This window comes from Hydrogenophaga sp., from assembly GCF_014773545.1.
Classification (GTDB): Bacteria; Pseudomonadota; Gammaproteobacteria; order Burkholderiales; family Burkholderiaceae_C; genus Hydrogenophaga.
This window is the reverse complement of record NZ_SDDV01000013.1, coordinates 24,449-42,600: the sequence shown is the minus strand read 5'-3', so window position 1 is coordinate 42,600 and position 18,152 is coordinate 24,449. Positions and strand designations below refer to the sequence as shown.

Genomic DNA, 18,152 nt, shown 5'->3' with positions numbered 1-18,152 from the left:
GGAACTGCTCTCTCATAAGAAAGGCTGACCCATTCGCTGTCATGCGGCACCTTTCAACACCAGCGGCAAGCCAGCCGCCATCAGCGTGACGCGGTCACACGCGGCGGCCACCGCCTGGTTCATCTGGCCCAGCGCGTCCACAAAGGCACGCAGCTCGCGCCCCATCGGAATCACGCCCAGCCCAATCTCGTTGCCCACCAGCACCACCGGCCCGCGCGCCTCTTCCAGCGCTGCGCACAACGCGTGGCAGGTCGCCTGCAAACCGTCTGCGTTGGCCGCCTGGCTCGCGTCGGCTGGCATGAGCTGGTTGGTGAGCCACAGCGTGAGGCAGTCCACCACCACCAGCGTCTGCGGCGCGCTGTGCTGGCGCAACGCCTGGCCCAGCGCCAGCGGCTCTTCCACCGTGGCCATGCCCGGCACACGCTGCGCGCGGTCCCGTTGGTGGCGCGCAATGCGCTCGCGCATCTCGGCGTCCCCGGCTTGCGCGGTGGCAATGAGCACCGCGCGGTGGTCGGGTGAAGCGTTCAGCCAGCCGCTCGCCAATGCCTCGGCGCGGCGCGACTTGCCGCTCTTTTGGCCACCCAGGATGAACTCGCTGCGCACGATCTCAACCATATTGTTTCATCCACGATGCGACGATGCGGTGCATCTGCTCCACCCCGTCGGTGAGCGCGGCCGGGCCGGGCTGCAGAATGTCGGCCGACTTGATCTCGAACAGCTGGCCATGGCACACGGCGGGCACGTCTTGCCAGCCCACACGGGCCGCCACCTTCTCGGGCCGGAATTTTTTGCCGCACCAGGAGCCGATCACGATGTCCGGGTTGCGGCGCACGATCTCGGCACCGTCGGCAATGATGCGGTGCTTGCCCAGCGACTGCGCGGCCAGCTCGGGAAACACGTCGTCGCCCCCGGCCACGCCCAGCAGCTCCGACACCCAGCGGATGGCGCTGATGGGCGGCTCGTCCCACTCTTCAAAGAACACGCGCGGTCGGCGCTTGCCCGACGCCACCAGCGCGGCGACCTCGGCACGGATCGCATCCAGCCGCTGACGCATCAGCGCGATGCGCGCCAGGCCGTCACCGGCACAACTGACCATGGCCGCCACCTGGTACAGCATGGAAAAAATCTCGTCCACGCTGCGCTGGTTGAACACCGTCACCTGCACACCGGCGCGGATCAGCGCAGCGGCAATGTCGGCCTGCAGGTCGGAGAAGCCGAACACGCAGTCGGGCTTCAGGGCCAGGATCTTGTCCACCTTGGCCGTGAGGAAAGCACTCACCTTGGGCTTCTCGTCGCGCGCCCGGCGCGGCCGCACCGTGTAGCCGCTGATGCCCACAATGCGCTGCTCCTGCCCCAGCAGGTACAGCCACTCGGTGGTTTCTTCGGTCAGGCAGACGATGCGCTGCGGGCCGGGCAACATGACGATCTCAGCGCGGCTGCCAGCGCAGCGTCATGAACAGGCCGCGACCGGGCTGCTTGTAGCCGAAAGCCGTCTCGTAGACTGCGTTGCCCAAGTTGTTGAGTCGCAACTGCATCGACCAGTCCTGCGCCAACCGGTACTGGGCGTGCAGATCGAGCGTGGTGTAGGCGGCGAGCCGACGCTGCTGCGCGGCGTCGTCAAAACGCCCCCCCACACGCAGCAAGGATCCGCCCACGCTCCAATTTTCCTGCTGGTAGTTCAAGTCCAGCGTGCTTTGCTGTCTGGCCCGGCGCGCTAACTGGCGGCCGTTGCTCTGGTCACGCGGGTCCAGCAGGTCGTGCCCGGCGCGCCAGCTCCAGGCCCCCAGCCGTCCCTCATAGCCCAGCGTCCAGCCGTCGATGCGAACTTGGGGCACGTTTTGCGGCAAGGTGGTCGAACTGATGAAACCGCGAATCCGGTTGTCAAAGCGCACCAGTTTGAGCTCGTGCCCGACGCTGCGCCAACTCAACCCCAGGTCGGTGTTGCGACCGCGTTCGGGCTGCAAGGCAGGGTTGCCAAATCCCGGCCAGTACAACTGGTTGAAGCTGGGCGCGACGAAGCTGGTGCCGTGCGCGACGTGCAGCCGCCAAGCCGGGTTCAGGTGAAAGCCGTAACCGGCAAAGCCGGTGTTGCTGCGGCCAAATTGGGAGTTGTCGTCGCGGCGCAGGTTGAGCTGCCAACTGTGCGGCCCCTGACTGCCTTGTAAGCCGACAAATACGGCGTCGATGTCGCGCTCGCGAACGGTGTAGGCGGTCGAAGAGTCGACCTTTTGCTGGCGCTGCTCCAGGCCGGCGAGCAGCGATCCGAGCGGGGTCTGGAACGTGTTTTGCCAGCTCCACTGCTGTTGCCGGGTTTCAAAACGACCTGGCAGCCAGGCGCCGACCAGGGCGTTGGATGAATCGGTGCTCTGGCCCCAGCGCAGCTCGCTGTGCCAGTTGGGCAAGAGCTGCGCCTGCAGACCCATGCGCGCAACCACGCTGCGCTGCGCCGTCTGGGTGTCGCGGCCGAGACCGTCGTCGAAGTGATTGAGGCCGTCGCTGTAGACCACACCGGCGTCGGCGCGCCAGCCGGCCGGCAAATCGACCGTGACCGATGCCTGTAAGGCGTCTTGCTGCCACGGATCGCGATCCGGGTGGTGGTTGCCAAACGGCACCTCGGCACGCGTGGCTGAAAAACCCTGCTCACGCACCTGCGAAAAACCCAGGGTATAGCGCACGCCGGGCTGGCCACCGCTGAGACCGACCGACATCTGGCGGTGCGACTTGGCCCCCAGCGTCAGCGCCGCATGGGGATGAAAGCCTTCGCGGCCCTGACGGGTGATGATGTGCACCACGCCGCCCACGCCGTCGCTGCCGTACAGCGCCGACGCCGGACCTTTGAGCACTTCGATGCGCTCTATCATGTCCAGCGGCACCGCGTTCCAAGTCGGTTGACCCAGGGTGGCCGATCCATAGCGCACGCCGTCGATCAACAAAATGGCATGGCGCGCCTCGGTGCCGCGAATGAACACGCTGGCAGCTTTGCCGGCCCCGCCGGTGGCGCTGATTTGCAGTCCGGCGCTGCGGGCCAGCAATTCAGGCAGCGTGCGGGCGCTGCTGGCTTCAATCACTGAGCGATCGATCAACACCACCTCGCTGACCAATTGATCCGCCTGCGTGTGCAAGCGTGTAGCGGTGACCACGGTATCAGGCAGATCGATACCGCCATGGTCGGCGGCGCTGGCGGATGCGCTCGGTGCAGGCGCAGTCTGGGCGTGCGAAAAGGTGGCCAATAATGCCAGTGGCAGCGCGGCAAGTGGTGCGCGCAAGTTGCGATTTTTCATGTGAAGCAGACAAGGATGATGTGCCCTACCGCCTTCCCCGACGGTATCCGAGCGTCACGGCGGCGCACCCCAAGCGGGCACGCCACCACCTCGTTGGCCGGTATCCGGGCTGGCAGAACTGCCTTCATCGCCTTCCCAGACGGTGTCCAGTGGCTGTGTGATGAAAGCGGATTCGACCCCCGAGTGAAGCGGTCGAATCGTCTGCTTACCGTTGCGGGGGCAGCGCAGGTTAGGCCGACCCGAACCGGGTCGTGCCCTCCTGCTTCCCGTTGAACTGCAGCGCGTGAGCCACGCCGCGAGCACCAACGGGACGAATTGTAAGCCACACCGAGCGGCGACAACCCTACAATGGGCAACCCTATTTTCGCCACCATGATAGACCCCCAGCTCATCGAACAGGTCAGCGATCGCGTCGAGCGTTTGCTGCTGCGCCACCAGGAATTGCAACGCACCCAGGCGCTGCTGCAGCAGCAGGTGCACACCTTGCAGGCCGAGCGCGATTCGCTCAAATCGCGGCTGAATGCGGCGCGCGCGCGCATCGACGCCCTGCTCGATCGCCTGCCCACGGGCAACCAGACCGACACCCTAGGCAAGAACTGATGAAAAATACCGCAGCCAATCAACTCGAAGTGCAGATCATGGGGCAAAATTACCTACTCACCTGCCCGAATGGGGGTGAATCGGCCTTGCTCGACGCGGTCGAGCGGGTCGACACCGCCATGTGCCGCATCCGCGACGCCGGCAAGGTCAAGGCGCGCGAGCGCATCGCGGTGCTGGCTTCGCTCAACCTGGCGTTCGAGCTCTCGCTCAAAGAAGCTGAAAACCTGCAAATCACTTCGTTCGGGCAAACCGAACCAGCGGCACTGGACGACACCCGTGCAGCGCCCAGACCGCAAGATGCGCTGACACGCACGCGCCTGGATGAGCTGATGCGCCGACTCGACCACACACTGGGCGACGACGGCCAGTTGCTCTGATCCGAGACGGCTCTTGGCGCAAAAAATTATTGGTTTGCACCGCCAAGCAGCAGCATGCAGGTCTACAATTAAACCGTCTGCAGTGCACGCCGGGCTTTATAGTTCCTTGAACCAATGCTCATAGAGCCCGGGCTTGGTATATTGCGCGGCTGGTGCGAGCATCTCGCGTCAGATGAACCCGAGGCCGCGCTGCCCTTGCCCACCTGAACCCCGGTTCAGGATGCGGGTCCGGCGGCACTTGCAGACACCTCATTGCGGCCGTGCGGGTTCGCTCTGTTGCCCAAACAGAACAGCCTACCCCTTCTGATTCACCAGCGGCCCATGTCCCTGCTAGACCCTTATCTGATGGCCCAACTGGCCCTGCTTGGCCTGTGCGCAGGCTTTCTGGCCGGCTTGCTCGGCATTGGCGGTGGCATGCTGATGGTGCCCTTCATTAGCGCCATCCTGAGCGCGCGCGGCGTGGCCCCCGATCTGGCGGTCAAAATGGCGATTGCCACCTCGATGGCCACCATTATTTTCACCTCGGTCTCCAGCGTGCTATCGCACCACCGGCGCGGCGCGCTGCGCTGGGATATTGTCCTGGGCTTGACGCCCGGCATTGTGCTCGGGGCTGCGCTGGCCAGCCTGGGGGTATTTGCCCTGCTGCAAGGTTCCTGGCTGGCGCTGATCTTTGCCGCCTTCGTCTGTTTTTCGGCCACGCAGATGTTGCTGGGCAAAAAACCCCAGCCGACACGCACCATGCCCGGCACAGCCGGCCAGTGGGGTGCCGGCACGGCAATCGGTTTTCTCTCCGGCCTGGTGGGCGCCGGGGGTGGCTTCATCAGCGTGCCGTTCATGACACGATGCAACATCGCCATCCACCAGGCCGTGGCCACCAGCGCGGCGCTGGGTTTTCCGATTGCGCTGGCCAACGTGCTGGGCTACGTGCTGGCGGGTCAAGATGTGCCCGACCTGCCAGCCGGCTCTGTGGGCTATATATTCCTGCCCGCGTTGCTGGTGATCGCCAGCGCCAGCGTGCTGACGGCGCCGCTGGGGGCGTGGGCCGCGCACGCGCTGCCGGTCAAGTCGCTCAAGCGTGCCTTTGCCGCCATCTTGTACCTGCTGGCGGCTTATATGCTGCACAAGGGGCTGAGCGCCTGAGAGCGCTGCAAATTCAGTGGTGCAAAGCCTGGGCCGACACCACCGTACCATCGGCGTCGGCGTACAGCCAGTCGCCCGGGCGCACCCAGACGCCCTGCAACTGCACCGCCACGTCGCGCTGACCCTGGTTGCGCTTTTCGGTCGGCAGCGGCATACAGGCAAGCGCGCGTATGCCGATCGGGCTTGATGCGAGTTCGGCCACGTCGCGCACGCAGCCGTCTATCACCACTCCAGCCCAGCCGTTGCGCACTGCGGCCGCCGCCAGGTTGCCGCCCAGCAGCGCTCGGCGCAGCGAGGCCCCGCCGTCGACTACCAGTACCTGGCCTGCGCCCGGGCTGTCCAGCGCCGCCTTGACCAGCGTGTTGTCCTCAAAGCACTGGACCGTCGCCACCGGTCCGGCAAAGCGCTGCCGCGCACCAAAATCACGCAAGGCCGGCGGCAGGACGCGAAAGTGGCCCGACAAATCGCTCTTGTGAACGTCACACAGGTCGCAGGTGGCAAAAACAAAGGGTTTAGACATGGACAGAAATTCCTTCGGAATGTCGATGCAAGGATGCTGTTTGTGCATCTGGGTGGCGCTGCCGGAGCGCCGTTTGTCGCCCTATTTTGGGCTTGTGTTGTTTTGCAGGGCCAGAATCGACGACTTCTCTGTGAAAAGCAGCAAAAATTCCACCTCATCGACTTGGAATGACGCGGCAACTCATTTAGCATCCGAGACACCGGCGCATGAACACGTTCCTGTGCTGGCGCATACCCCAATCCAAAAAAAAGGAATGATAACCATGGCAACTGAGAAAAAATCGGTACCGACCCAAAAAGAAGCTGCGCCGGCAAAAAAGGCGGCTGCGCCAGCAAAAAAGGCTGCTGCGCCCGTCAAGGCACTCGCTGCCGTCAAGACCGCCGCCGCCCCGGCGAAAAAGGCGCTCACCCCGGTGAAGGAAAAAGCCGCTGCCAAGTCTGTCGCCCCGGTCGCCCCGGTCGCCAAGAAAGCGCTCGCCTCAGCCTTCATGAAGCCCATGACCCCGAGTGCGGCACTGGCCGCCATCGTCGGCGCTGCAGCGCTGCCACGTACCGAGGTCACCAAGCAAGTCTGGGCTTATATCAAGAAGCACAAACTGCAAGATGAGGCTGATCGTCGCATGATCAACGCCGACGCCAAGCTCAAGGTGATCTTCGAGAAAAAGCAGGTGTCGATGTTCGAGATGACCAAGCTGATCAGCCAGCACCTGACGTAAACGGCTGCTGGTGCGTGGCGTCGGCTACAACCCCAGCGTGTCGGTGGAAAATGACGGCCCAGCGCGCTGCCACCAGTGGTCCAGTCGCTCGGCCAGCAGCACCCGACGTTCGGCGCCCCGGCTCGCCAGCAGGCTGGCGTGCACCCGGTCTAGCCGCTCCAGGGTCCAGGCTGAGGACCAGATGGCGCTGGGTAAGTCGCCCGCCCAGGCACGGTCGCAGGCGCGCGCCTGCACCAGATGAGACCAGGTCTGGCGCCATTGCACGAACCGGGGCTGCTGCAGCCGCAGCGCGCTGTAGTCGCACGCCAGCAGGTGCAGCGAACGCCCGTGCGCCGACCAGGCGTTCAATGACTCAATCGTTGCGCGCTCGCCCAGCGGCCAGTCGGAAAAATCGGCGTCGCACAGAATGATTCTGTTCCAGCCCTGTGCAGCCGCTGCCGCCAGCGCCTGCCGCACCAGCGCGGCGAACGCCAGGCGCCCCTGAAACCGGCCTTGTGGCAAGTCGCCCGCAGCGGGCGGTGGTTCTGCAAAGTCTGTCATGCGGCTCTCCCGTGTGGTGTAGCGTTCAGCTTGGGTTCGCCTCCGTCCGGTGCAGCCAACCGGCCTCAAACCAGTCTTGCAGCAGGGTGCGCGCGGCGCTGCTGGAACGCCGAACCTGCTCGACTGGGAGCCAGCGCTGATCGGCCAGGCAGTGCATCAAACGGGCGTCGGCGCCACGGGCGAGAAAGCTCTCCCCATTGATGAAAATACGCCGACGGTCATACATCATGCGGCTGCGCCGGTCCAGCCGCAGGCCGGCAATCTGCCACGGGCTGCTGGGCTCGTCGAACCAGACGCGCGGTTTGGGCTCGGTCATGACCTCGCCCAGCGCACAAGCCAAGGATTCGCGTTCGGCCAGCAGGCGCTGCAAGGCCTGGGTCGCAAACGCCTGCAGCGCCGCCGGCATGGCAGCCGGCGTGGCGGTGGCGGGCTGGTCCGGGTCGCGGTAGAGCGTGGCGTCGGAGTAGTCGTCGGCCATGCGCTGGAGCAATTCAGCCGCCAGCCCGGCGCGCTGCGGCACACGAAAACCAATCGAATAAGTCATGCAGTCCCCACCCACGGCAACGCCGTCGTGTGCCCAGCGCGGCGGCAGGTAGAGCATGTCTCCCGGACTGAGCACGTGCTCTTGTTCGGGCACGAAGTGACTGAGAATTTTCAGCGGCACGTCGGGCTCGAGCGACAAATCCTTCTGCCGCCCAATACGCCAGCGCCGCTGACCGTTGACCTGCAGCAAAAAAACATCGTAGCTGTCGAAATGCGGGCCTACACCTCCCCCATCGCTGGCCCAGGAAATCATCAGGTCGTCGAGCCGCGCGTCGGGCACGAAGCGAAACCGCTGCAGCAACTCGTGCGCGGCGTCCAGGTGCAGGTCTAGCCCTTGCAGCAGCAGCGTCCAGCGCGGCTGCTCGGGCGCTGGCAGATCGCGCTGCGCCAGCGGCCCATGTTGCAGCGACCAGCCCTGCGGCTGGTGCACGATCAGTCGGGACTCGACCGCCTCTTCGGCTGCGAGGGCAAACAACTGCTGGCGACTGAGCAGCGGCGCAAAGTCCGGCAGTGCAGAGCGAATCAGCAGCGGTTTCTTCTGCCAGTGGCGGCGCATGAATTGCTTGGGCGTCAAGCCACCGAGCAAGGCGCTGGGCTGATCGGGCTGCGGCGCGGCGGTGGCGGCAAGCGCAGCCGACGCAATGTTGGATTTGATTTGTGGTTTGCTTTTTGGCATGGGACAATTGTGCGATGAAAAATGCCATTCTGATCGCCTCGCCCTGCGTCGTTGCCCTGAGTTGGACACTGCGCGACACCTTGGGCGAAACGCTGGATGTGCTCGACGAGCCGGTCGAGTTTTTCGTCGGCGGCAGCGACCTGTTGAGCACAATCGAGCAGGCCTTGCAAGACCATGCGACGGGCGACAAGCTGGAGTTGCAGCTCGAACCCCAGGACGCTTTTGGCGACTACGACGAGCGCCTGCTGTTCCTGGAGCCGCGCCATCTGCTGCCGCCAGACCTCGAAGAAGGCATGAGTTTCGAGGGCCTGCCCAGCGGCTGCAACCCGGCCGCGCCGCCAGGCCGGCTGTATTTCGTCAGCGGCATCTACCCGGAACACGTGGTGCTCGACGGCAACCACCCGCTGGCCGGCATCGCGCTGCGTCTGTCGCTCAAGGTGCACGCGGTGCGCGCAGCCAGCCCGCAAGAAATCGAGCGCGGTACGCTGGGCGCCGGCTTTTTCAGCACCCAGCTCGGCTCGACCCAGAGCCCGGGCGGCGCGCCTGCGACGCTGCACTAAGGGATGCGGAAATAACCAATATCCCCATTTGTGGCTGTACTGACGGGCGCATTGCGTTGTTGTTCCTCGCTTGTGTGGCTCGCCACACGGCACTCGGAACGCCTAGCACTGCATCCCGCCAGCACACCCAAAAACGGTACATCGGCTATTTCCGCATCCCTAAGTGAATCAGCGCTGGCCGGTCGATCCGTAGCCGCCGTCGGCGCGCGTGCTGGCGGCGTGGAAATCGCTCACCACGTTCCAGCGCGCCTGCAGCACCGGCACGATCACCAGTTGCGCAATGCGCTCCATCGGCTCGATGGTGAAGGCCAGCGGGCTGCGGTTCCAGACGCTGACCATGAGCGGGCCCTGGTAGTCGCTGTCGATCAGACCAACCAGATTGCCCAGCACGATGCCGTGCTTGTGCCCCAGGCCGGAGCGCGGCAGCAGCAAAGCAGCGCAGCCAGGGTCGGCCAGATGAATCGCCAGCCCGGTTGACAGCAACTGCCAGGCGTTGGGCGCCAGGGTCAGCGGCGCGTCCAGACAGGCCCGCAAGTCCAGCCCGGCGCTGCCGGGGGTGGCGTAGGCGGGCAACGGGTGCGCCATACGCGCATCCAACACCTTCACATCAATCTGCATCGGGTCGGCTCCTGTGAAACCAGCGGGAATGGATGGCTCAGGCGGATACGCGCTTGTCGCGCGTCAGTTGCGCCTGTACGTCGTGCGCGTGGATCGATTCGAAGTTGGTCACATCGACCGTGTAGGCGTCGACGCGGGGCTCGCGCTCAAGGGCAAGCGCGACGTCGCGCACCAGGTCTTCGACGAATTTTGGCTGCGCGTACGCGCGTTCGGTGACCCATTTCTCGTCGTTGCGCTTGAGCAGGCCCCAGAGTTCGCAGGAAGCGTTGTCCTCGGCGAAGCGCACCAGCTCGGTCCAGTCGAGCGGGGCATTGAGCAGCACCTCGAGCCGGATGTGCGAGCGCTGGTTGTGCGCGCCTTCATCACTGACTTCCTTCGAGCAGGGGCAAAGCGATTTGACCGGCACGGTGGCTTGCATGCGGATTTCGGTCGCTGCGCCGGCGCTGTGCGTGACCGACCAGCCGCCGTCGTAAGCCAGCAAACTTTGCAAGCCCGAGACCGGCGCGCTTTTGCGAATGAAAAACGGAAACTGCACCTCCAACCCGGCGCTGCTGGTTTGCAGCAAAGCCAGCAGCGTCGGCAGCGCGGCTTGCAGCCGTGCAAAATTGACTGCCTCGGAGCACCCGTCGTCGGCTTGGGTGAATGCGTCCAGCCAGGCCAGCAAGCGCGACATGTGCGCCCCTTTTTGTTCCGCGCGCAAGCCCACGTACAAGCTCCACAGGCCCACACTGTGCTGCACGCGGCCCGCTTGCTCCCAGGCAATCGGGTAGCGCAGGTTTTTCACGCCGACACGGGCAATCGGCAGCGCGCGCGGGTCATGCCGCGCCTGCACGTCGGGCATACAGAGCAAGGGCGCGGCCGTGCTGCTGCGCATCAGACCGGCACTTTCGCGTCAACTGCGAGCAAGTCGGCAAAGCGCGCGCGCAAGCTGCGCTCGATGCCGTCTGCGTCCAGGCCCAGCAGGGCCAGCAAGCGGGCGTGCTCGCCGTGCTCGGTGAATTCATCTGGCAGGCCCAGTTGCAGCAGCGGCAGCGTCAGGCCCAGCGCTTGCAAGGCCTCCAGCACCGCGCTGCCGGCGCCGCCTTGTATGCAGCCCTCTTCCAGCGTGACCAGGGCCTGGTGCGACTGCGCCAACGCGCGCAGCAAGTCCAGATCGAGCGGCTTGACCCAGCGCATATTGGCCACACTAACGCCGAGTTTCTCGGCCACCGCCAGCGCCGGGTGCAACAAGGTGCCAAAGGCCAGAATCGCCACCCCGTGGCCTTGGCGCGTCCACTCGCCTCGGCCGTAGGGCAGGCCAGCCAGGTCTGCCGCCGGTTGCGCACCGACACCGGCGCCGCGCGGGTAGCGCACCGCCACCGGGTGATTTTGCGCAAAAGCGGTGCTCAGCAGCCGGCGGCATTCGGCTTCGTCGGACGCACAGGCCACGGCCAGATTGGGAATGCAGCGCAGGTAGGCGATGTCATAAGCGCCGGCGTGGGTGGCACCGTCGGCGCCGACCAGACCGGCGCGGTCGAGCGCGAACACCACCGGCAGGTTTTGCAGCGCCACGTCGTGAATCAACTGGTCGTAGGCGCGCTGCAAAAAGGTCGAATAAATCGCCACCACCGGCTTGAGGCCCTCGCAAGCCAAGCCAGCGGCAAAGGTGACGGCGTGCTGCTCGGCAATGCCGACGTCAAAGTAGCGGGCCGGAAAGCGGCGCTCGAATTCCACCAGGCCGGAGCCCTCGCGCATGGCCGGCGTGATGCCGATCAGGCGCGCATCGGCCGCAGCCATGTCGCACAGCCACTGACCGAATACCTGGGTGAAGCTGAGCTTGGCCGGCGTGGCCGGCGCAGTCAAGCCGACGGCGGGGTCAAACTTGCCCGGGCCGTGGTAGGCCACCGGGTCGGCCTCGGCCAGCTTGTAGCCCTGACCCTTCTTGGTCACCACGTGCAAAAACTGCGGGCCGCTGTCGGTCTCGAGCAACTGACGGATGTTTTCCAGCGTGGGAATCAGCGCGTCGAGGTCATGGCCGTCGATCGGGCCGATGTAGTTGAAACCGAACTTCTCGAACAGCGTGGCCGGCAGCACCATGCCCTTGGCGTGCTCCTCCAGCCGCTTGGCCAGCTCGAACAGCGGCGGCGCGTTTTTCAGCACCTGCTTGCCGACATGCTTGGCGGTGGCGTAGAACTGCCCGCTGAGCAACTGCGCCAGGTAGCGGTTGAGCGCACCGACCGGCGGCGAAATTGACATGTCGTTGTCGTTGAGCACCACCAGCAGGCGGCCTTCGGCGACGCCAGCGTTGTTCAGGGCCTCGAACGCCATGCCCGCCGTCATGGCGCCGTCGCCGATGATGGCCACGGCATTGCGCTGCTCGCCCTTGAGTCTGGCCGCCTGCGCCATGCCCAGCGCGGCCGAGATGCTGGTCGACGAATGTCCGGTGCCAAAAGTGTCGTAGGCGCTTTCAGCGCGGCGCGGAAAGCCGCTGATGCCCCCTTGCTGGCGCAGGCTGTGCATGCGATCGCGCCGTCCGGTCAGGATTTTGTGCGGATAGGTCTGATGACCCACGTCCCACACCAGCCGGTCATCGGGCGTATTGAACACATAGTGCAGCGCCAGCGTCAACTCCACCGTACCCAGGTTGGAGCCGAGGTGGCCGCCGGTGCGCGCCACGCTGTGCAGCAAAAACGTGCGCAGTTCATGCGCGAGCGGCGCCAACTGGGCGCGCGCCAGGCGGCGCAAATCGGCCGGCGATTCGATCGAAGAAAGCAATGAGCTCATGGCAACGGTAGGTTCAATGCGCGCGCCGTCCGACCCAGTCGGCCAGCGCGTGCAAGGTATCGGTCTGGCTCAGACCGCTGTGCTGCAAGGCGGCGTGCGCCTGATCGAGCAGGCGCTCGGCATAGGCCTGTGCCTGCGCCAGCCCCAGCAGCGAAACGAACGTGGGTTTGTCGTCGGCCGCGTCTTTGCCTGCGGTCTTGCCCAGCGTGGCCGAATCGGCGCTGACGTCCAACACGTCGTCCACCACCTGAAACGCCAGCCCCAGATGGGCGCCGTAGTCGGCCAGCCGCGCTGTCGTCGCCGCGCTCAGCGTCGCCGTGGCCGCACCCATCAGCACGCTGGCCTGCAGCAAGGCGCCGGTTTTGCGTCGGTGCATGGCTTCGAGCGCCGGCTGCTCCAGCTTGACGCCCACGCTGGCAAGGTCTTGCGCCTGCCCCCCGGCCATGCCGTCGGCACCGGCAGCGCGCGCGAGCAAGCGAGCCAGCACCAGCGCCAGCGACGGCTCGATGCTGCCGTCCTCGGGCAGCAGCAGCTCAAAAGCCAGCGTCTGCAAGGCGTCGCCCGCCAGCAGGGCCAGGGCTTGGCCGTAGCGCACGTGAACGGTCGGCTTGCCGCGGCGCAGCACGTCGTTGTCCATGCAAGGCAAGTCGTCGTGCACCAGCGAATAAGCATGAATCAGCTCGACCGCGCAGGCCGCGCGCAGCGCCGCCGCCGGGCAGCCAGCGACGGCCTGGCTACAAGCCAGCACCAGCAGCGGGCGCAGCCGCTTGCCCCCGTCGAGCACGGCGTAGCGCATGGCTTGGCCCAGGTTGACCGGCGCGGTGGGACTGACCCAGTCCGACAAAGCCTGCTCGACCCGGGCCTGCTGTTGCTCGCGCCAGACCGGAAAGCGCGCGGCGTCGACGGTCGCCGTGCTCAAGCGCTGTCCCAGGGTTTGAGTTCTGCGCCGTCAAGCACCTTGATCTGGTTTTCGACCGCTTGCAGCCGGGCGCGGCAGTAAGCCAGCAATTCGGCACCGCGCTGATAGCGCCCGAGCAACTGCTCGAGCGGCATCTGGCCGGCGTCGAGCTGCGCCACCAACTGCTCGAGCTCGAGCAGCGCAGCCTCGTAACTGGCGGCCGCTTCGGCAGGCGCTTGATCGGGTCGGGACAGAAGTGACGTGGCCATAAAACAGGGGGCACGGAGCCAAGGCGGCGGACGGCGGGTGCTAAAGCTTTCATTTTATCCTCACCGCCAAGCCGCTGACCGGTCAAGGCCGCGCGCAAGCCGCCGCCCGGACAGACCGAGGGGTACAATCGGAGTCCTTTTACCAACTGACGGGCATTTTTTGCCCGGAGGGACGCAGAACTTCACCCTTCCCGCGCGAATTCGTCTCACGAGCAGCGCTCACCCTGCCCCTTCATAGGGGGAGTCTAGGTCAGGATCATCATGTCTGATTTAAGTCTTCAACTCCAGCAGGCCAGAAGCCAACTTCCGGTTTCCAGCTATTTCGACCAGACGCTGTTTCAACGCGAACGGGAAACCATTTTTCAGCGTGGGCCACGCTACGTTGGGCACCAGCTCGCCGCCCCCGGGCTGGGCGATTATTACGCCCTGCCGCAAGAAAACGGGGGGCGCGCCCTGGTGCGAACTCCGAGCGGCGTTGAACTGCTCTCCAACGTTTGCCGCCACCGCCAGGCCATCATGCTCAAGGGCCGTGGCAACTTGCAGCAGCACCAGCCCGGCAGCGCCGGTGGCAACATCGTCTGCCCGCTGCACCGCTGGACCTACAACGGCGCCCAGGGCAGCGGCCCGGCGGGTGCGTTGCTGGGCGCGCCGCACTTCGCCCACGACCCCTGTCTGAATTTGCAGAACTATCCGCTGCGCGAATGGAACGGCTTGCTGTTCGAGGACAACGGACGCGACATCGATGCCGATCTGGCCCACATGGGGCCGCGCGCTGTCTTTGACTTTGACGGCATGGTGCTCGACCACGTCGAACTGCACGTGTGCAACTACAACTGGAAAACCTTCATCGAGGTCTACTTGGAGGACTACCACGTGGTGCCGTTTCACCCCGGTCTGGGCAACTTCGTCACCTGCGACGATCTGCGCTGGGAATTCAAACCCGAGTATTCGGTGCAGACCGTGGGCGCGGCCAATCTGCTCGGACCCGCCGGCAGCCCGGTCTACCAGCGCTGGCAACAGCAATTGATGCGCTACCGCCAGGGACGGGCGCCCGAACGCGGGGCGGTCTGGCTGACCTATTACCCGCACATCATGGTCGAGTGGTATCCGCACGTGCTCACCGTCTCGACCCTGCAGCCGCTCAGCGTCGATCGCACCCTAAACCTGGTGGAGTTTTACTACCCGGAAGAAATCGCCGCCTTCGAGCGCGAATTCGTCGAGGCCCAGCGCGCCGCCTACATGGAGACCTGCATCGAGGACGATGAAATCGCCGAACGCATGGACGCTGGCCGACGGGCGCTGCTGGCGCGCGGCGACAACGAGGTGGGCCCCTACCAAAGCCCGATGGAAGACGGCATGCAGCACTTTCACGAGTGGTACCGACGCCAGTTGCCCGGCGCAGACTTGGGCTATTGATCCGGCCCTTCGACAAGCTCCCTTCGACAAGCTCAGGACAGGCCCTTCGACAAGCTCAGGGCGAACGCTTGATACTTCACCGGGCCGAAGCAATAACTTGCACCGCAGCCTGGTCGGCACGCTGTTGCTGCTGGGTTTGCTGCGCTGGCGCCGCGTTTCTTGGCGCGCGCCGGTAGCGGCCATGCACGCCTAGCGCAGCCTGGTCGGCGTGGTGGCGCTGACGACCTGGTTCTACGCCATTGCCGGCCTGCCCTTGGCCACCGCCACGACGCCGAACCACATGAGCAGCCGCTGTATCGCCGCTTTCTTGCTCGACAGCGCACTGCGCTGGTGCAGACCGCAGCGACGGCACGGCAGTCTGAATGACGCCGTCAGCACCGACTCAGAGCGGGACGAATGCGCACAAATTAACACAAAAGACGTAAGTCAAGTGAGATACTTAACAAGGGTGAATCAGTGCAACGCATCAGGTAGCGCAAGCGCTGCGCTCAAGCACACGGCGAAACTGCTGCGGCAGCAACGCAAACCCGCCGCGACCCCGGCTGCGCGGGGCGCAGCAAAATTCGCAGCGCTCGCGCTGACCCGTCCCTGTTCACTGCCATACTTTGCACCCAGCGCAAACTGCAGTCGCTGATTACGCACCGCCTGTTTCGATGCCCTCACCCATCAGACCATCCCACGCCGACGCACCTGCCGACCCCGTCGGCAGTCGCCGCAACCGGGTGCTGCAACTGATCGTGGCCACCGTCGGCGTTTCATCGCTGCTGCTGCTGCTGACCGAATTGCTGGCGGCCAGGTCTGACCAGCAAGAAGCCTGGGTGGCGGCTTTTCTGGCCTTGTTCTGCGCGCTGGCCTGGGGGCTGCTGCGCCAGGGCTACGCCAAGTACGTGCCGCACTTGCTGGTGGCCAGCACCCTGGCCACTGCCGTGCTCTCGACGCTGGCCTATGGGTCGGTGCGCACGGCGGTGAATTTTCTGTTTGTCGCTGCGGTTGTCGGTGCCGGCATCTTTCTGAGCAAGGTGGAGCTGCTGCTCACCCTGGGCGCCAGCGTGCTCGTGCTGGGCCTGCTGATCTACGCCGAGTCCTACGGCTGGCTGACCGAAACGCCGTATTTTGGCGTCGGTCTGCGGGTCTGGCTGACCTACGGCGCGACCCTGGCAGCGGTGGCGATCATGGTTTTCTACAGCCGCCAGCGTTTCACTGAAGTCGCCCAACTGCAACGCGACGAGATACAGCGCCGCCAAAAAACCGAGCTAGATCGCGACCGCCAACTGGAACGCTTTGCCCGCATCTTCCGCTCCAGCCCGACGCCCATGCTGGCGCAGTCGGCCCGTGACGGCACCATTTTGGACGTCAATCCGGCCTTCGAGCGCTGCCTGCACTATTCCCGCAATCAACTGCTCGGGCGCACCGACGTCTTTTTGTGGGCCCGACCCGAGCAGCGCCCGGCCTATGTGAAGCGGCTGCGCGCGCAACGCCGCATCGATCGGATGACGATCCAGGCGCTGCGTGCCAACGGCGTCGCTTTCGATGCCCTGGTATCGAGCGAAATGGCCGACGCGCGCGAAGACCGGCTGATCATCACCACGCTGCAAGACGTGAGCGAGCAAAACGCGCTGCTCGAACAGCTGCGGCGCACGGAAGATCGCTTCTACAAGGCGTTTCACCTCAGCCCACTGGACATGGCCATCACCCGCCTGTGCGACGGCTCCATCATCGAACTGCACCAGTCCGAGCAGCCGAATCCGCCAGCCCTGGGCCAGAAGACAAACCAGGCCTCGATTCAAGCCCAGCTCTGGGCCGACCCGGCCGAGCGCGAGCGTTTTGTCTCCCAGCTCAAGCGCGACGGGCGCGTGCGTGCCTACGACTGCAACCTGCGGCGACCCGACGGCAGCGCGGTCCAGACCCGGCTGTGGGCCGAGTTGATCGATCTCGACGGGGAGACTTGCATCCTGACTTGCGCGGCCGACATCAGTCAGGAAAAGCAGCAGCAAGCCCTGCTGCTGGAGGTGGCCAAAGGCGTGAACCCGCAAGCTGGGGAGGCTTTGTTCGTCGCCCTGACCAGGCAAATGGCGCACTCGCTGGGGGCCAGCAGGGTGTTGGTGGGCGAATTGCGTGCCGAACAACGGCTCAAGACCCTTGCGGTCTGGAGCGATGGCGCCCCGCAGCGCAATGCCATTTATGCGCTGCCGGGCTCACCCTGGGCGCAAACCCTGAACGAACAGGGCCTGCACCTGCGGGTCGGCGCGCTGGCGCAGGAATTCCCCACCCACCTGCCGTTTTCGAATAGGCCATACCAGGCCTATGCCGGCGTGGCGCTGCGCGATCAAGCCGGCTGCGCCATCGGCGTTCTCGACGCCGTCTGGGAACACCCGCAGGAGCCGACTCCGGCGCTGAACGCTTTGATGTCGATTTTTTCCAGTCGCGCCAGCGCCGAACTGGTGCGACTGCAACGCGAGCGCGAAATCCAGCAGCTCAACCGAACGCTGGAGCGGCGTGTGCGCGAGCGCTCCGCCGAGTTGAGCAAACTCAACGCCGAGCTCGACTCTTTCGCCTATTCGATCTCGCACGACCTGCGCGCGCCGCTGCGGGCCATCAATGGCTTCACCCGCTTGCTCGAAGAGCAAATCGGCGCGCGCCTGGACGCCACCGAGCGCCGCCTGCTCGAGCGCGTGCTCAGTTCAACCGGGCACATGCATGCCTTGATTGACGACCTGCTGGCGCTGGCCCGGGTCAACCAACGCGACTTGCAGTGGCAACGAACGAACCTGAGCGCGCTGGTCCATGAGATCCTCGACCAACAACTGAAAGCACAGCCCGGGCGCGATCTGCAAAGACGCATCGAACCCGACGTGCAGGTGCTGTGCGACCCCAGGCTGGTGCGGGCGGCGCTGGAACACCTGCTGAGCAATGCGCTCAAATACAGCCAACACCAGCCGCAGGCGCTGATCGAGTTCGGCCAGACGGCCAGCCAAGACGGCGCGCCGGCCCGGCTGTTCATACGCGACAATGGCATCGGTTTTGACATGGCTTACGCCAGCATGCTGTTCAAGCCCTTCCATCGCTTGCACCATTCCAGCGATTTCAAGGGCACTGGCATCGGGCTGGCGACGGTGCGCCGCATCATCGAGCGCCACGGTGGCCAGATCGAAGCCCAGAGTCAAGTCGATCAGGGCGCATGCTTTTACTTCGATTTTGGTTCGCCCCCGAAGTCGGAATCAGCCCCCTGACCCAGC

At 65.1% G+C, this 18,152-nt stretch carries 18 protein-coding genes, 1 other RNA gene and 1 riboswitch; of the genes, 8 read left to right on the top strand and 11 right to left on the bottom strand.

The features are described 5' to 3' along the window. Positions 1-39: 39 nt before the first annotated feature. The 3 genes from EST26_RS09385 to EST26_RS09375 are packed head-to-tail and all read right to left on the bottom strand — an operon-like array spanning position 40 to position 3,281. Entirely contained in the window at positions 40-615 is a 576-nt protein-coding gene (locus tag EST26_RS09385; protein ID WP_291067317.1) for a bifunctional adenosylcobinamide kinase/adenosylcobinamide-phosphate guanylyltransferase, read from the bottom strand. Beyond that, positions 608-1,420 carry an ABC transporter substrate-binding protein gene (locus EST26_RS09380; protein WP_291067315.1) on the bottom strand — a complete coding sequence of 271 codons (813 nt, stop codon included), beginning with the start codon at positions 1,418-1,420 and terminating at the stop codon, positions 608-610. The genes EST26_RS09385 and EST26_RS09380 overlap by 8 nt, the downstream gene beginning before the upstream one ends. Positions 1,421-1,427: 7 nt before the next feature. Then, a complete protein-coding gene (locus EST26_RS09375; protein ID WP_291067314.1) occupies positions 1,428-3,281 on the bottom strand; it encodes a TonB-dependent receptor in 1,854 nt (617 codons plus the stop codon). A gap of 77 nt (positions 3,282-3,358) precedes the next feature. Continuing rightward, a riboswitch (cobalamin riboswitch) is annotated at positions 3,359-3,603 on the bottom strand. Between the two features lie 50 nt (positions 3,604-3,653). On the opposite strand from EST26_RS09375, the gene EST26_RS09370 reads away from it, so the two are divergent. The 4 genes from EST26_RS09370 to EST26_RS09355 all read left to right on the top strand — a co-directional run bounded on the left by EST26_RS09370 (position 3,654) and on the right by EST26_RS09355 (position 5,398). After that, positions 3,654-3,881, top strand: coding sequence for a DUF904 domain-containing protein (locus tag EST26_RS09370; protein ID WP_291067313.1), 228 nt, complete (start codon positions 3,654-3,656; stop codon positions 3,879-3,881). Next, positions 3,881-4,258 (top strand): cell division protein ZapA, encoded by a 378-nt coding sequence (locus EST26_RS09365; protein ID WP_291067312.1) that lies wholly within the window; start codon positions 3,881-3,883, stop codon positions 4,256-4,258. The genes EST26_RS09370 and EST26_RS09365 overlap by 1 nt, the downstream gene beginning before the upstream one ends. 71 nt (positions 4,259-4,329) lie before the next feature. Continuing rightward, positions 4,330-4,508, top strand: a non-coding RNA gene (ssrS, locus tag EST26_RS09360) — 6S RNA. A gap of 71 nt (positions 4,509-4,579) precedes the next feature. Then, positions 4,580-5,398: a sulfite exporter TauE/SafE family protein gene (locus tag EST26_RS09355; RefSeq protein WP_291067310.1), complete on the top strand. Its 819-nt coding sequence runs from the start codon at positions 4,580-4,582 to the stop codon at positions 5,396-5,398. A gap of 13 nt (positions 5,399-5,411) precedes the next feature. On the opposite strand, the gene rraA is transcribed toward EST26_RS09355, so the two are convergent. Further along, on the bottom strand, positions 5,412-5,918 hold the full coding sequence (gene rraA / locus EST26_RS09350; RefSeq protein ID WP_291067308.1) for a ribonuclease E activity regulator RraA: 507 nt from the start codon (positions 5,916-5,918) through the stop codon (positions 5,412-5,414). A 262-nt stretch (positions 5,919-6,180) separates the two neighbouring features. Here rraA and EST26_RS09345 point away from each other — a divergent pair, with 262 nt between their 5' ends. Continuing rightward, positions 6,181-6,633 (top strand): SWIB/MDM2 domain-containing protein, encoded by a 453-nt coding sequence (locus EST26_RS09345; RefSeq protein WP_291067343.1) that lies wholly within the window; start codon positions 6,181-6,183, stop codon positions 6,631-6,633. Positions 6,634-6,657: 24 nt separating this feature from the next. Here the strand turns inward: EST26_RS09345 and EST26_RS09340 are convergent, their stop codons facing one another. Together EST26_RS09340 and EST26_RS09335 are read right to left on the bottom strand one after the other, a co-directional pair. Beyond that, positions 6,658-7,173 (bottom strand): hypothetical protein, encoded by a 516-nt coding sequence (locus tag EST26_RS09340; RefSeq protein WP_291067306.1) that lies wholly within the window; start codon positions 7,171-7,173, stop codon positions 6,658-6,660. A 25-nt stretch (positions 7,174-7,198) separates the two neighbouring features. Further along, positions 7,199-8,272: a cupin domain-containing protein gene (locus tag EST26_RS09335; RefSeq protein ID WP_291067341.1), complete on the bottom strand. Its 1,074-nt coding sequence runs from the start codon at positions 8,270-8,272 to the stop codon at positions 7,199-7,201. 134 nt (positions 8,273-8,406) lie between these two features. Between EST26_RS09335 and EST26_RS09330 the strand changes: the two genes are divergently transcribed. Then, positions 8,407-8,952, top strand: coding sequence for a peptidylprolyl isomerase (locus tag EST26_RS09330; protein ID WP_291067304.1), 546 nt, complete (start codon positions 8,407-8,409; stop codon positions 8,950-8,952). Between the two features lie 168 nt (positions 8,953-9,120). On the opposite strand, the gene dut is transcribed toward EST26_RS09330, so the two are convergent. From dut to xseB, 5 genes are read right to left on the bottom strand one after another with little or no spacing between them, the layout of a single operon-like run. Continuing rightward, positions 9,121-9,570, bottom strand: coding sequence for a dUTP diphosphatase (gene dut / locus EST26_RS09325; RefSeq protein ID WP_291067302.1), 450 nt, complete (start codon positions 9,568-9,570; stop codon positions 9,121-9,123). Between the two features lie 37 nt (positions 9,571-9,607). Further along, a complete protein-coding gene (gene folE2, locus EST26_RS09320) occupies positions 9,608-10,444 on the bottom strand; it encodes a GTP cyclohydrolase FolE2 (RefSeq protein ID WP_291067300.1) in 837 nt (278 codons plus the stop codon). After that, positions 10,444-12,333: a 1-deoxy-D-xylulose-5-phosphate synthase gene (dxs, locus tag EST26_RS09315; RefSeq protein WP_291067298.1), complete on the bottom strand. Its 1,890-nt coding sequence runs from the start codon at positions 12,331-12,333 to the stop codon at positions 10,444-10,446. The genes folE2 and dxs overlap by 1 nt, the downstream gene beginning before the upstream one ends. A gap of 13 nt (positions 12,334-12,346) precedes the next feature. Continuing rightward, positions 12,347-13,252, bottom strand: a complete 906-nt coding sequence (locus EST26_RS09310) for a farnesyl diphosphate synthase (protein ID WP_291067297.1) — start codon at positions 13,250-13,252, stop codon at positions 12,347-12,349. After that, entirely contained in the window at positions 13,249-13,500 is a 252-nt protein-coding gene (xseB, locus tag EST26_RS09305) for an exodeoxyribonuclease VII small subunit (RefSeq protein WP_291067295.1), read from the bottom strand. Before xseB ends, EST26_RS09310 begins: the two co-directional genes overlap by 4 nt. A gap of 261 nt (positions 13,501-13,761) precedes the next feature. On the opposite strand from xseB, the gene EST26_RS09300 reads away from it, so the two are divergent. Both EST26_RS09300 and EST26_RS09290 read left to right on the top strand, forming a co-directional pair. Then, positions 13,762-14,916, top strand: coding sequence for an aromatic ring-hydroxylating dioxygenase subunit alpha (locus EST26_RS09300; RefSeq protein WP_291067293.1), 1,155 nt, complete (start codon positions 13,762-13,764; stop codon positions 14,914-14,916). Positions 14,917-15,569: 653 nt separating this feature from the next. Then, positions 15,570-18,146, top strand: coding sequence for an ATP-binding protein (locus EST26_RS09290; protein ID WP_291067290.1), 2,577 nt, complete (start codon positions 15,570-15,572; stop codon positions 18,144-18,146). Positions 18,147-18,152: the final 6 nt, after the last annotated feature.